This window comes from Bradyrhizobium sp. INPA03-11B (assembly GCF_040446015.1).
Lineage (GTDB): Bacteria > Pseudomonadota > Alphaproteobacteria > Rhizobiales > Xanthobacteraceae > Bradyrhizobium > Bradyrhizobium macuxiense_A.
In genome coordinates this window covers 1-12862 of record NZ_JASGSR010000174.1, presented here as the reverse complement: position 1 = coordinate 12862, position 12862 = coordinate 1, and the positions used below count along the sequence as shown (strand labels likewise).

The following is a 12862-nucleotide window of genomic DNA, read 5'->3' as shown; positions in this document are numbered from 1 at the left end:
GTTCCAGTTCCGGTTGATGATGAGCGGCGCCGGTGTGCTGGCGCTGGTGTGGACCATATTTCTCGGTGCGGTATGGCAGGAGTACCGATGAATGGCCGGTTCGGCCCGCACGCGCTGGCCCTGGATCTCGCTGCTGCTGTCGGCCGCGCTGGTGTGCAATCCGGTCGGGTTGGATCTCCTGCACTCCGCGTTCTTCGCCGGCGAGCAGCTGGCGCGGAACATCGCCCAGCCGATCGTGCTGACGGCCCTGGCCATCATGGTCGTGGTGATCGGGCTCGAATGGCTGGTCAGGTCGTTGATCGCAAGAAGCCGCGCGCGCGGCGTCACCAATTGAGTTGAACGGGAGCCGCCATGGCCGACACATCCTTTGACGTCATCATCATCGGCTCCGGGCCCGGCGGCTACGTGACCGCGATCCGCGCCGCGCAGCTCGGCTTCAAGACCGCGATCGTCGAGAAGTCCTATCTCGGCGGCATCTGCCTGAACTGGGGCTGCATCCCGACCAAGGCGCTGCTGCGCTCGGCCGAGATCTACCACTACATGCAGCACGCCAAGGATTACGGGCTGTCGGCGGACAATGTCAGCTTCGATCCGAAAGCGGTGGTGCAGCGCTCGCGCGGCGTCTCGAAACGCCTCAACGACGGCGTCGGTTTCCTGATGAAGAAGAACAAGGTCACGGTGATCTGGGGCGACGCCACGATCGACGCGCCCGGCAAGATCACGGTGAAGAAGTCCGCGGTCGAGGCACCGAAGGGCGCGAGCGGCGAGGGCACCTACCAGGCCAAGCACATCATCGTCGCGACCGGCGCACGGCCGCGCGTGCTGCCCGGGCTCGAGCCCGACAAGAAGCTGATCTGGACCTATTTCGAGGCGATGGTGCCGGAGCGGATGCCGAAATCGCTGCTGGTGGTCGGATCCGGCGCGATCGGCATCGAGTTCGCCTCGTTCTTCCACACCATGGGTGCCGACGTAACAGTGGTCGAGGTGCTGCCGCAGATCCTTCCGGTGGAAGACGCGGAGATCGCGGGGCTGGCGCGCAAGCGGTTCGAGAAGATGGGCATCAAGATCATGTCCTCGACCAAGGTGACCAAGCTCGAGAAGAAGGCCGACAGCGTGGTCGCGACCATCGACGACGGCAAAGGCTCACCGCAGACCAAGGAATTCGAGCGCGTGATCTCGGCGGTCGGCGTGGTCGGCAATATCGAGGGTCTCGGGCTGGAGAAGCTCGGCGTCAAAACCGACCGCGGCTGCATCGTGATCGACGGCCTCGGCAAGACCAACGTCCCCGGCATCTACGCGATCGGCGACGTCGCGGGACCTCCGATGCTCGCGCACAAGGCCGAGCATGAGGGCGTGATCTGCATCGAGGCGATCAAGGGCCTGCATCCGCATCCGATGGACAAGCTGATGATCCCGGGCTGCACCTATTGCAACCCGCAGGTCGCTTCCGTCGGCCTCACCGAAGCCAAGGCCAAGGAGGGCGACCGTGAGATCCGCGTCGGCCGCTTCCCGTTCGTCGGCAACGGCAAGGCGATCGCGCTCGGCGAGGACCAGGGCCTCGTCAAGGTGGTGTTCGACAAGAAGACCGGGCAGCTGCTCGGAGCGCACATGATCGGCGCCGAGGTGACCGAGCTGATCCAGGGCTACGTCGTGGCGATGAACCTGGAGACCACGGAAGAGGAGTTGATGCACACCGTATTCCCGCATCCGACACTGTCGGAAATGATGAAGGAAGCGGTGCTGGATGCTTATGGCCGGGTGCTGAATATCTGACTCCGTCCCGTCATCCTGAGGAGCTTGCGTAGCAAGCGTCTCGAAGGATGCACGGCCCGGATCGAGCAGCGGGGCTCGTCGCCCTTCGAGACGCGCTTCGCGCTCCTCAGGGCGACGGGTCTGGCAGAGAAGACATCACGAAAAACAAGAAGGACAGAATCTCGTGAAAGACAACGACAACCTCACCATCGAACGCCCGACCTTCGTGACCCATCTCGAATGCGCGATGGAGGGCGATCATTATGCAGCCGACCAGGTGCACAACCTGTCGAAGGCCGGCAAGCCGCTCTTGGTGCGCTACGACCTCGCCGGGGTGAAGAAGGCGCTCACCAAGGACGCGCTGGCCGAACGTCCGGCCGACCTGTGGCGCTACCGCGAGCTGCTGCCGGTGCGCAAGTGCCAGGACATCGTCAGCCTCGGCGAAGTCACGACGCCGCTGATCCGGTTGCCGCGGCTCGGCGCGAAGCTTGGCGGCGGTGAGATCATCGTCAAGGACGAGGGGCGGCTGCCGACCGGCTCGTTCAAGGCGCGCGGCCTCGTGATGGCGGTGTCGATGGGCAAGGCGCTCGGCATCAAGCACATGGCGATGCCGACCAACGGCAATGCCGGCGCGGCGCTCGCGGCCTATGCGACCTCCTGCGGCATCAAGACCACGATCTTCTGCCCGGCGGATACGCCGGAGGTGAATGTCAGCGAGATCGAGCTGCAGGGCGCCACCGTCTATCGCGTCAACGGCTATATCGACGACTGCGGCAAGATCGTCGGCGAGGGCAAGGCCAAGGTCGGCTGGTTCGATACGTCGACCCTGAAGGAGCCGTACCGGATCGAGGGCAAGAAGACGATGGGCCTCGAGCTTGCCGAGCAGCTCGGCTGGGACGTGCCCGACGTGATCTTCTATCCGACCGGCGGCGGCACCGGCCTGATCGGCATGTGGAAGGCGTTCGACGAGCTCGAGAAGATCGGTTTCATCGGCTCGAAGCGCCCGCGCATGGTCGCGGTGCAGGCCTCCGGCTGCGCGCCGATGGTGCGCGCTTACGAGGCCGGCACCGAGCATGCGGCACGCTGGGAGGACGCCCACACGATCGCTTCGGGCATCCGCGTGCCGCAGGCGATCGGCGACTTCCTCATCCTGCGCGCGGTGCGCGAGAGCAAGGGCTTTGCGATCGCGGTCGATGACGACAAGATCAGCGCCGCGCTCAACGAGGTCGCGCGTGAGGAGGGGCTCCTGCTGTGCCCCGAGGGCGCTGCGACCTACGCTGCCTACAAGGAGAGCCTTGCCGACGGCCGCGTCTCGAAGGGTGACCGCGTGATGCTGTTCAATTGCGCCAGCGGCCTGAAATATCCGCTGCCGCCGATCACCCGCACGCTGGACCGGCACAAGCCGATCGACTTCTCGCAGTTCTAACCTGTTGTTGCAGTCGTCATTGCGAGCGCAGCGAAGCAATCCATCTCACCGCTTGCTGAACCATGGATTGCTTCGTCGCTTCGCTCCTCGCAATGACGGTGTCATTTGGTGGAGTGAATGATGCGTCGAATCCTGTGGGCTGTTTTGGCCGCGTTTGTGACGCTAGTCGGCCCTGCACACGCGGAAACCTGGCCCGCGCACCCGATCACCATCGTCGTGCCGTTCGCCGCCGGCGGTCCATCGGATGCCATGGCGCGCATCCTCGCCGAGCGGATGAAGCAGTCGCTCGGTGAGGTGGTCCTGATCGAGAACGTGACCGGAGCGGGCGGTTCGATCGGCGTCGGCCGCGCGGTGCGCGCAGCGCCGGACGGCTACACGGTCTCGTTCGGCCATCTCGGCACCCACGTCGCAAACGGCGCGATCTACAAGCTCGGCTACGACCTCGTCGAGGATCTCGAGCCGGTGGTGCTGCTGCCGAGCAATCCGATGATCATCGTCAGCAAGAACGACGTGCCGGCGAAGACGCTGAAGGAGCTGCTCGCGTGGTTGAAGTCGCGGCCGGCGCCGCCGACTGCAGGCACCGCCGGCGCCGGCAGCGGCAGCCATATCGCCGGGCTCTATTTCGAGAATGTCTCCGGCATCAAGCTGCAGTACGTGCCTTATCGTGGCACCGGGCCGGCGCTGAACGACCTCGTCGCCGGCCAGATCGACATCATCGTCGATCAGACCTCGAACTCGATCAACCAGGTTCGTGCCGGCAACATCCGCGCCTATGCCGTCACCGATTCCAAGCGGGTCGCGAATGCGCCCGAAGTTCCGACGGTCGACGAGGCTGGCTTGCCCGGCTTCCACATGACACTGTGGTCCGGCCTCTGGGTGCCGAAGGGCACGCCGCAAGAGATCGTGGCCAAGCTCAACACGGCTGCGATCCAGGCGCTGCGTGATCCCGCCGTGAAGAAGCAGCTCGAAAATCTCGGCTTGCAGATGCCGCCGCAAGACCAGCTGAAGCCGCAGGCGCTCGGCGCCTGGCAGAAGGCGGAAATCGCAAAGTGGTGGCCGATGATCAAGGCCGCCAATGTGAAGGTGGAGTGAGGGGCGGTCGACCTTCCGGAGCAGGAGGATTGCTCATGAAGAATCTTGCGCTTGCTTGGCTTGCATCCAGCGCTGCCTTCGCGGTCGCCTTTGTAGGCTGGATGGTGCCTTGGGCGACCCCCCCGGCAGGCGTGCATGTTTTGCACTGGGCCGATCATCTTCGCCTGTTCTTGATCGTCCTGGCCGCTGCACTGGCGTGCCAATTCGTTTACGGCGGCCTGGTTTATTTCGTTCTGACCCGAACCGGGCTCTGGAGGATTTGGACCGTCGCGGCCGCGTATCTGATTCCGGTCCTTATCATCCACCATTACGGAATCGACTCTCCGGGAGAGGCGCGCGCGATCATTACCTGGATCGCATTCGCCTGCCTTGTCGCAGGAGTGTCGTGGCTTTTTGCACGCAAGGAGGCTCGCGCATCGGCGGATTTGCTTTAGCTAGGCAGCGGGACAGACGTCACGCGCTGGAATCTCACTGCGCCGGCGCCGCGTTGGTCTCCTGCGTCACGACGCGCTCGCCGCTCTTTGCCGCGACCGCCGTGCCGGCGTCCTCGAACCGCGCCTGATAGACCGCAAAATTCTCCATCACCCGCTGCACGTAGTTGCGCGTCTCCGAGATCGGGATCCGCTCTACCCAGTCGACCGGATCGACCTTGGGATCGCGCGGGTCGCCATAAGCCTTGATCCAGTCGCGGACGCGGCCGCGGCCGGCGTTGTAGCCCGCAAACGTCATGATGTGGCAGCCGCGATATTCCGCCAGCAGCGCACTCAATTCGGCCGCGCCCATCTGGGTGTTGTAGACCGGGTCGGAAACCATCCTGTCCCAATCGTAGCTGACGCCGAAACGTTTGGCGGTGTCGCGGCCGGCTTCGGGCGTCACCTGCATCAGGCCGACGGCGTTGGCCGCCGACTTGTCGCGCTGATCGAACGCGCTTTCGGTACGCGCGATCGAGTAGGTCATGCTGCGTCCGATATCGGGCGCGATCGGGGTGTGCTTGGGGATGCCGATGACCGGGAAGGCGTAGTGGTCGAAGGCAAAGCCTCGCGCGAGCGCGATCTTGCCGATCTGCAGCATGGCGCGGGCATCGTTGCGGCGGCCGGTGAGTTCGCCGAGCGCCTCGAGCATGCCGACGTCAGTGCTTTCCTCGGCGAGGTCGGCTACGAAATAGAGCACGATGTCGGGCTCGCCGATCGCATAGAGCATGTCGGCGGCACGAACGCGTTCGTCGGCCGCCATGCTGCCGGCGCTGGCGGCCGGCGAGGGTGCGCGGAGCTCGACGCCACCGTCGCGGCCGAGCTTGGCCAACGCCAGCTGACCATAATAGGCGGTCGGATAGCGCGCGGCAGCCTGATAGTCGGCGCGCATCGCCGCGGAGTTGCCGAGCGCCTCGGCAGCGCGGCCGCGCCAATAGGCGGCGCGCGCCAGCACGGTCGGGTTGGTCTGGCCTTCGTCGATGTGAGCGAAATGCGCCGCCGCGGTCTTGGCATCATCGAGATAGCGCAGCGCGATCCAGCCGCGCATGAAGTGCATGTCGGAGCGGTAGTAGGGATTGTCCGGCGCCGCCGCTCCCCGGATCACGTCATAGGCCGCCTGGTACTCGCCCTGGTCGAGCAGCTTGCGGGAGAGGATGCGGCGCTCGCGCCACCATTGGTCGGTGTCCTGCTGCGCCATCGTCTCGGGCGCCGCTGCAATCGTCACGCGCGCCGCATCATCGATCCTGTTCTTCGCGAGCAGCCACTGGATGCGGCACAGCGTGTAGCCGAGGTCGCTGCGGGCATCGGCCGGCACGTCGTTGAGCGTGTCCTCTGCCTTGCTGGATTGCCCACGGACCGCGCCGCAAGCCTTCACGATCGCGAGCTCATCGCTGCCGAGGTGCTGCGCCGCACGCCTGGCGCCCGCGAGATCCTTGGCGCCGATCCGCTTGTCCATGCGCGCGCGATGGTCGTCGTGCGTCAGCAGATCCTTGAACGCGTCGTAGGCGTCGCTCTCGGTCCGCTCCAGCAATTCTTCCGAGCGCCAGGCCTCGCGCACCAGCCGCGTGGCGCCGTCGCGGTCGCCCTCAGTGAGCAACGTACGGGCGAGCGCGAACTTGCCCTTGGCGCTGATCGGCTGGTCGAGGGTGAAGCCGTGCACCGTGGCCGGATCGCTGCGCTCCTGCCACATCCGCGCTTCGGCCCGTTTGCGGAGCAGCGTGACGCTCGGCCAGTCCGGGTTGGCGTTGACGAAGGCCGCATAGCGGCTGAACGGGGCATTCGATTCCGAGTGACGCAGCAAGTACCACTCGACGAGCTTGCGCCCGACCGGGTCGGTGATCTTGGCTTGGATATCGGTCGCGTCGTTGGTCTTGCCTCTGCGCGCGGCGAGGATTGCATCCCTGACGTTGGCGAGATCGCCGGACAATTGCGGCCCGGCGGGTTTCTCCGGCTCGGGTGCCTTCTCGACAGATTTGGAAGGCGCGGATTTGGTCTTCGCGGATTTACGTTTGTCGGTGCTATGCCTGGCATGCCGGCGCTTTCCTGAGGCGCTCTCGCGTGCGGCCTTGCCGCCATGCGCCTTCTTGTCCCCGTGGCCGCTCTTGGCCTGATGCTGGTGATGCGGCTTGGCGGTCGCCTGGACTGGAAGCAGCGCGAGCGCGGCGGCTGTGGCGAAACACGCCAGCGGACGTAGGCACCGGTTCATTCCCTGGTCCCCCCTGAGAAACCACGAGGCACAAACAGAACGCGTCATACGGCGGCACAACCGCCGCAGATTATCACTACCCTCGATTCTCGAGTGTTAATGCTGCCGCAACTCAACAGGGAAAACGCGGCGAAATCTGGAATAAGGCATGTGGAACTCGCTGGGAACCGGGGTTTTGCGGGCAAAAAACAACATACGGGACCACGCTTTGACCGGTTCCCGCTGTCATGTATCCTGGTTGAGACGACCTCGGATCAGTTTTCCCCGACCGGACGCCATGACAGCTCGCCTCAAAACCATCCTCGACGGCGGCCGCTATTTCGAGGGCCCGCGCTGGCATCGCGGGCGGCTGTGGTTCGTTGACTGCATGGCGCGGACGCTGCTCAGCATCAGCCCGTCAGGCGAATTGCAGGAGCACGCGGCGGTGACCGACGACACGCCCTGCGGTCTCGGCGTGCTGCCTGATGGCGACATCGTCGTGCTGACGATGTTCAGAAAGCGGCTGCTGCGGTTCTCCGATGGGGCGCTGTCACTGTATGCCGACCTCTCCGACGTCGCGATCGGCACGATCGACGACATGATCATCGACGGGCAGGGGCGTGCCTATGTCGGCGATCTCGGCTTCAATCTGCCGCCGCCGGATGGACGCGGCGCCGTCGGCCGGATCATCCTGGTGATGCCCGACGGCAGCACCCGCGTCGTCGCCGACGGCTTGCGGTTTCCCAACGGCATCGCCGTCTCCTCGGATCACCGCCGGCTCGTCGTCGCGGAAATGGATGGCGCAGGTCTTGCCGATTACGACATCAGCGCGGACGGCGGGTTGAGCCTCCGCGGGCGGTTCGGTCGCGTCAACGATCCCGACGGCATCTGCCTCGATCGCGACGGGGCGGTCTGGGTCGCCTCGTTCACGGAGGACGCCTTCGTCCGGATCGACCGCAATGGCGCGGAGCTTGAGCGCATTGAACTCCCCGGCCGCCGCGCGCTCGCCTGTGCACTCGGCGGCGCGGACCGCAGGACGCTGTTCTGCCTGAGTGCGGAGACGTCCTACGAGGACCTGCGGAAGGGCAAATCGGCATCGCGGATCGATGTGGTCGAGGTCGCGGCGCCGGGGGACGGCTATCCCTAGCGAGGGCGAGACGGTTTCTTCTTTTTCTTCTCTTTCTTCTTCAGGATCTCGGCCTGGCTCCTGAAGGCGCGCGCAAGGGAGCGCATCTCATCGGCGACGATGGCATCGGCCGTCGCGGATGCGACCCGTTCCGCGGTCTGCGCCTGCTTGCGAATAGCCTTGGCCAGCTTCATGAAGGAGCCAATCGCGCTGCGTCGCCCTGGTTCCAGCACCAGCGACCGCATGTTGCGGTCTTGAGTTTCGTTCTTGTTTCGTTCATATTGGGTATTCTCGGAGAATGCCGCCATGGACGCCGAGCGAGACCGCGAAATCATCAGGCTCTGGAATGAGCTCCGACGGCTGCAGCGCGAGGGACGCCCGACGGCGTTGATCGTCCGCCGGATCGAGAAGGCGCTGGCCGCGAGGGAGCAGGAGGCGGCCTGACCGCTCTCCGCCTCGCTCGAAAACGCCTCTAACGTCCGCCGTCCGGACCCATCACCAGGTTGGGCAGCGCGGTCGATATCTCCGGGAAGAAGCAGAGCATCAGCACCGCGAACATCATCAGCAGCACGAATGGCAGCGTGCCCCAGATCACCTCGCTCAAGGGGATGTCGGGCGCGACGTTGCGGATGACGAAGATGTTGAGGCCGACCGGCGGATGGATCAGCCCCATCTCCATCACGATGGTCATGACGACGCCGAACCAGATGATGTCGAACTCGGCCGCGCGGAGCGGCGGCAGGATGATCGGCGCGGTCATCAGGATGATCGAGACCGGCGGCAGGAAGAAGCCGAGCACGATCACCATCACGAGGATCGCGAACAAGAGCTCCCAGCGCGGCAAGTGCATCGCGACGATCGCCTCCGCCGCCGACTGCGAGATGTGCAGGTAGCTCATCACGTAGGAATAGAGCAGCGACATGCCGATGATCAGCATCAGCATGGTGGATTCGCGGATGGTCGATTTCAGGATCGGCGACAGGTCGCTCGGTTTCCACACGCTGTAGATCACGGCGATCAGCCCGAGCGCCAGCAGGCCGCCGAGACCAGCGGTCTCCGATGGCGTGGCGTAGCCGCCATAGAGCGCGATCATCACGCCGGTCAACAGCAGCACGAACGGGATCACGCGCGGCAGCGCGCTGAAGCGCTCGGCCATGGTGAACTCGTCGCGCTGCAGGATCGCGGCGTCCTTGCCGGTCGCGTCATAGGCGGCCTTGGCCATCGCGTATTCCTTTCGGAAGCGGAACACGGCGTAGAAGCCGAACAACGACACCAGCAGCAGTCCGGGGCCGATGCCGGCGAGGAACAGCCGTCCGAGCGATTTCTCGGCTGCGACGGCGAACAGGATCATCGTGATCGAGGGCGGCAGCAGGATGCCGAGGGTACCGCCGGCGGCGATGATGCCCGCGGCAAAGCCGCCGGAATAACCGCGCTTGCGCATCTCCGGAATGCCGGCCGAACCGATCGCCGAGCAGGTCGCAGGCGAAGAGCCGGCCATCGCCGCGAACAGGGCGCAGGCGAACACGTTGGCGACGCCGAGGCCGCCGGGCACGCGGTGCAGCCAGGCGTGCAGCGCCGAGTAGAGGTCTTGGCCGGCGCGCGATTTGCCGATCGCCGCGCCCTTCAGGATGAACAGCGGGATCGACAGCAGCGTGATCGAGGCCATCTCCTCGTAGACGTTCTGCGTCACCGTATCGAGCGAGGCCGCCGGCATGTAGATCGCCATGAACACGACCGCGACGGCGCCGAGCGCGAATGCGATCGGCATGCCGGAGAACATCGCAAACAGGGTGGCAAGCCCGTAGGAGATGCCAATACCAAACACGGTCATCGACGCGCGCCACCAGTCAGCGGAATGAGGATCTGCAGAAGGAGCTGCACGCAGAGCAGCGTCATGCCGAGCGCCATCAGCCCATAGGGGATGGCGAGCGGCGGCGACCACATCGAGTTGGAGACCTGGCCGTCGACATAGGCCTCGTGCGCCAGGGTCCAGGACTTCCAGGCGAAGAAGGTGCAGAACGCGAAGCTCGCGACATCGACCAGCCACAGCCTGATGCCGTTGGCACGCGCCGAGAGCAGGCCGACGAACGCCTCGATGCTGACATGGCCGCGCTGGCTCTGCACATAGGCCGAGGTCATGAAGGTGGCGCCGACCAGAAGGAACACGGCGGCCTCGTCCTGCCAGTAGTTCGGGCTATGGAACAGGGCGCGGCCGAGCACGCTGTAGCTCAGTATCACGCAGGCCGCGATCAAGGCGAGGGCTGCGAACACCACGATGATGTTGTTGCAGACGGACAGCGCGCGCCCGAGCAGAGCCACAGGCGTATTGCCCGTGGCCACGCTCGAGGTTTCGGCCTGATCCGCGACCGGACCATGCATCATGCGGCGACGTCGCTTGCGAGCTTGAGCAGGTTGGCGGCGGTCGCCGTCTTGGCGCCGTAGTCCTTCCACGCGGTGTCGCGCGCGATGTCGCGCCACTTGCCGACGGTGGCGGCATCGAGCGCGCTGACCTTGGCGCCGGCCTTCTCATAGACCTTGGCGACCTCGGCATCGTCGTCCTGCGCGCCCTTGCGGCCGAACGCCTCGAGCTCGGCGCCGACGGCGAGGATGACGTCCTGCTGGTTCTTCGGCAGCTTGTCGAAGATCGCCTTCGACATCATCAGCGGCTCCAGCATGAACCAGTAGGATGCGCCGGCGCCCGAGGTCAGCGACTTCGCGACCTCCTCGAGGCGGAACGAGATCAGGCTGGTCGAGGAGGTGATGCCGGCGTCGCAGGCACCGGTCTGCATCGCGGCATAGATCTCGTTTGATGGCACCGACAGCACGGCGGCGCCGGCGGTCTGCAGCACCATGTCCATCTCGCGCGAGCCGCCGCGCACCTTGAGGCCCTTGGCGTCCTCGGGCGCCACGATCGCCTTGGAGCGGCTGGCGACGCCGCCGGCCTGCCAGACCCAGGAGATCAAGAGAATGCCCTTGTCGGCGAGGAAGTCGGTCAATGCCTTGCCGACCGGCTCCTTCTTCCAGCGCAGGCCCTGGTCGTAGGTGGTGACGAGGCCCGGCATCAGGCCGATATTGGTCTCCGGCAATTCGCCGCCGGCATAGGGCATCGGATAGAGGCTGAGATCGAGCGCGCCCTTGCGCATCGCCGAGAACTGCGCGTTGGTCTTGATCAGCGAGGAGTTCGGATAGATCTCGGCGGTGAGATCGCCGCCCGAGCGCTTGGCGACCTCAGCCGCGAACATCCGGCACAGCCTGTCGCGGAAGTCACCCTTGTCGATGGTGCCGCCGGGGAATTGGTGCGAAATCTTCAGCGTGGTCGCGGCATGTGCGGTCCCGATGCCAAACCGCACGATCGCGGGTGCGGCGAGGGCGGAAGCGAGGACGTGGCGGCGTGTGAGCATGGTTCTTCCCCTGAAGAGCTTCTTGAGTGGCTGTTAGGCCGGCGCGGAGCTTTAGCTTAGCCGGTCTTCGCGTGAATATTCTCTAATCTGATAGTTCGAGGCGCCCTGATAGTGCGAGCCGATACGCGGCCGCAAGTCCTGGCATCGAAGCCTTGCCCGTTGCTGCGGCGCACACCGCGTGCCGATGCAGCGTCGCCGCACAACCCTCGCGCGACCAACCGCCGGACCGACGCGCCGGGATGCTTCAAGAATTTGTTATTGGAGGTAACAACGGGCGGCGCAAGTGCGTCGAGCAGAGAGCGGCAAGTCGTCGCGCTCACATCGGATCATACAAGGGATCATCATCATGACCACCAAGACCCGCCTCGGCCTCTCCGCCGCGCTGCTCTCGTTCAGCCTCGCGCTCGCGCCCGCTGCCTTCGCTCAGGACAAGATGGGCAAGGACGACGCGATGAAGAAGGAAGACACGATGTCCAAGGATGCCATGAAGAAGGACGGTGGCATGATGAAGAAGGACGACGGCATGAAGAAGGACGGCGGCGCGATGATGAAGAAAGACGACGGCATGAAGAAGAACTGACCGCCGCCGTCGCTCATCCTTCGCAGGCCCGCAATCGTGGCGGGCCTGCCTGGTTGCGCGTTAGCGCTTCTTCTTGCCGCGCTCCTTGCGCGCCGCATAGCGCGCGTCGCGCTTGGCCTTCTGCTCGGCGAGCAGCGCCTCCTCGCGGGCGGCCGCCTCTTCCTTCTCGTGCGCGATGCGGGCAGCCTCGGCTGCTGCAGCTTCTTCCGCAATTCGCTTCTGCTCGGCCTTCTCGGCCTCACGGGCTTCCTTGGCCTTGGTGCGGCGTTCGGCGATTGCCGCGCGCTCGTCGGCGCGTGCCTTCACGGCGGGATCGTCAGCTCCCGGCTGGGCGCGAAACTTGTTGAGGAGGTTTTGCCGCGCCTGCAGGGCCGCCTTTTGGCGGTCGGCAAAACCCGGTTCCTTGAAGCCACTCATAGAGGAAGCCTTGCTGCTTTCTGTTCGGGTGATGGATGGGGTTGGGTTCGGCGCTTCAATAAGTGAACGGCGCAGAAATTGCCAGTGGCGAACGGAGGGCTGTGGAGCAAGGGAGATATGAGCGGACAGCAAATGGCCGATGGCGGAGGTTAAGCCCGCCTGGCCGCCGGCGTGGTGAGTGGTTGGTCACCGAATCTGCCGACAAGTCTGGATCTGCGGAAAGGTCTAGCCGCGCTGAATCTGCTCGCGCCGGCCGTTGCCCAGTACCTTGGCGACCGTCTCGGCGGTCATCGCGCTGCGGTCCGAGGCGCGCTGGACTTCCAGCCTGTCGCGGGCCTTTTCGCTGATCAGCAGGCTGATCAGTCGCAGCCTGCTGGTTTCGTCGACAGCCTCCGAAAGCAGCTGCCTATAAC

The 12862-nt window shown here is 65.1% G+C and carries 15 protein-coding genes; 8 read left to right on the top strand and 7 right to left on the bottom strand.

All coding sequences use genetic code 11. The features are described 5' to 3' along the window. The first annotated feature begins 91 nt into the window (after positions 1-91). From QMZ05_RS37910 to QMZ05_RS37890, 5 genes are all read left to right on the top strand, one after another. A complete protein-coding gene (locus tag QMZ05_RS37910) occupies positions 92-334 on the top strand; it encodes a hypothetical protein (protein ID WP_353705402.1) in 243 nt (80 codons plus the stop codon). A 17-nt stretch (positions 335-351) separates the two neighbouring features. Then, positions 352-1773, top strand: coding sequence for a dihydrolipoyl dehydrogenase (gene lpdA / locus QMZ05_RS37905; RefSeq protein WP_353705401.1), 1422 nt, complete (start codon positions 352-354; stop codon positions 1771-1773). Between the two features lie 163 nt (positions 1774-1936). Then, positions 1937-3178: a threonine synthase gene (locus tag QMZ05_RS37900; RefSeq protein ID WP_353705400.1), complete on the top strand. Its 1242-nt coding sequence runs from the start codon at positions 1937-1939 to the stop codon at positions 3176-3178. A 120-nt stretch (positions 3179-3298) separates the two neighbouring features. Continuing rightward, a complete protein-coding gene (locus tag QMZ05_RS37895) occupies positions 3299-4270 on the top strand; it encodes a tripartite tricarboxylate transporter substrate binding protein BugD (protein ID WP_353705399.1) in 972 nt (323 codons plus the stop codon). A gap of 35 nt (positions 4271-4305) precedes the next feature. Continuing rightward, on the top strand, positions 4306-4704 hold the full coding sequence (locus QMZ05_RS37890) for a hypothetical protein (protein ID WP_353705398.1): 399 nt from the start codon (positions 4306-4308) through the stop codon (positions 4702-4704). A gap of 34 nt (positions 4705-4738) precedes the next feature. On the opposite strand, the gene QMZ05_RS37885 is transcribed toward QMZ05_RS37890, so the two are convergent. Continuing rightward, entirely contained in the window at positions 4739-6946 is a 2208-nt protein-coding gene (locus QMZ05_RS37885; RefSeq protein WP_353705397.1) for a lytic transglycosylase domain-containing protein, read from the bottom strand. 277 nt (positions 6947-7223) lie between these two features. Between QMZ05_RS37885 and QMZ05_RS37880 the strand changes: the two genes are divergently transcribed. Then, on the top strand, positions 7224-8072 hold the full coding sequence (locus QMZ05_RS37880; RefSeq protein ID WP_353705396.1) for an SMP-30/gluconolactonase/LRE family protein: 849 nt from the start codon (positions 7224-7226) through the stop codon (positions 8070-8072). On the opposite strand, the gene QMZ05_RS37875 is transcribed toward QMZ05_RS37880, so the two are convergent. Then, entirely contained in the window at positions 8069-8359 is a 291-nt protein-coding gene (locus tag QMZ05_RS37875) for a hypothetical protein (protein ID WP_353705395.1), read from the bottom strand. The two genes, QMZ05_RS37880 and QMZ05_RS37875, sit on opposite strands and share 4 nt — an antisense overlap. On the opposite strand from QMZ05_RS37875, the gene QMZ05_RS37870 reads away from it, so the two are divergent. Beyond that, positions 8358-8495 (top strand): hypothetical protein, encoded by a 138-nt coding sequence (locus QMZ05_RS37870; RefSeq protein WP_167528986.1) that lies wholly within the window; start codon positions 8358-8360, stop codon positions 8493-8495. The genes QMZ05_RS37875 and QMZ05_RS37870 overlap by 2 nt on opposite strands. 28 nt (positions 8496-8523) lie before the next feature. Here the strand turns inward: QMZ05_RS37870 and QMZ05_RS37865 are convergent, their stop codons facing one another. Genes QMZ05_RS37865 through dctP form a run of 3 tightly spaced genes read right to left on the bottom strand, consistent with a single transcriptional unit; the run spans position 8524 to position 11452 of the window. Beyond that, positions 8524-9882 carry a TRAP transporter large permease gene (locus tag QMZ05_RS37865; protein WP_076859350.1) on the bottom strand — a complete coding sequence of 453 codons (1359 nt, stop codon included), beginning with the start codon at positions 9880-9882 and terminating at the stop codon, positions 8524-8526. Then, the gene (locus tag QMZ05_RS37860) at positions 9879-10433 is read right to left on the bottom strand and encodes a TRAP transporter small permease (RefSeq protein ID WP_353705394.1); all 555 of its coding nucleotides are present in this window, start codon (positions 10431-10433) and stop codon (positions 9879-9881) included. The genes QMZ05_RS37865 and QMZ05_RS37860 overlap by 4 nt, the downstream gene beginning before the upstream one ends. After that, positions 10430-11452 (bottom strand): TRAP transporter substrate-binding protein DctP, encoded by a 1023-nt coding sequence (gene dctP, locus QMZ05_RS37855; protein WP_353705393.1) that lies wholly within the window; start codon positions 11450-11452, stop codon positions 10430-10432. Before dctP ends, QMZ05_RS37860 begins: the two co-directional genes overlap by 4 nt. A gap of 346 nt (positions 11453-11798) precedes the next feature. Here dctP and QMZ05_RS37850 point away from each other — a divergent pair, with 346 nt between their 5' ends. Further along, a complete protein-coding gene (locus QMZ05_RS37850) occupies positions 11799-12032 on the top strand; it encodes a pentapeptide MXKDX repeat protein (RefSeq protein ID WP_050626439.1) in 234 nt (77 codons plus the stop codon). Between the two features lie 60 nt (positions 12033-12092). Here QMZ05_RS37850 and QMZ05_RS37845 read toward each other — a convergent pair whose 3' ends face one another. Beyond that, entirely contained in the window at positions 12093-12449 is a 357-nt protein-coding gene (locus tag QMZ05_RS37845; RefSeq protein WP_353705392.1) for a DUF6481 family protein, read from the bottom strand. A gap of 225 nt (positions 12450-12674) precedes the next feature. Beyond that, positions 12675-12862, bottom strand: a 188-nt coding sequence (locus QMZ05_RS37840; protein ID WP_353705391.1) for a hypothetical protein, incomplete at its 5' end; no start/stop codon positions are given.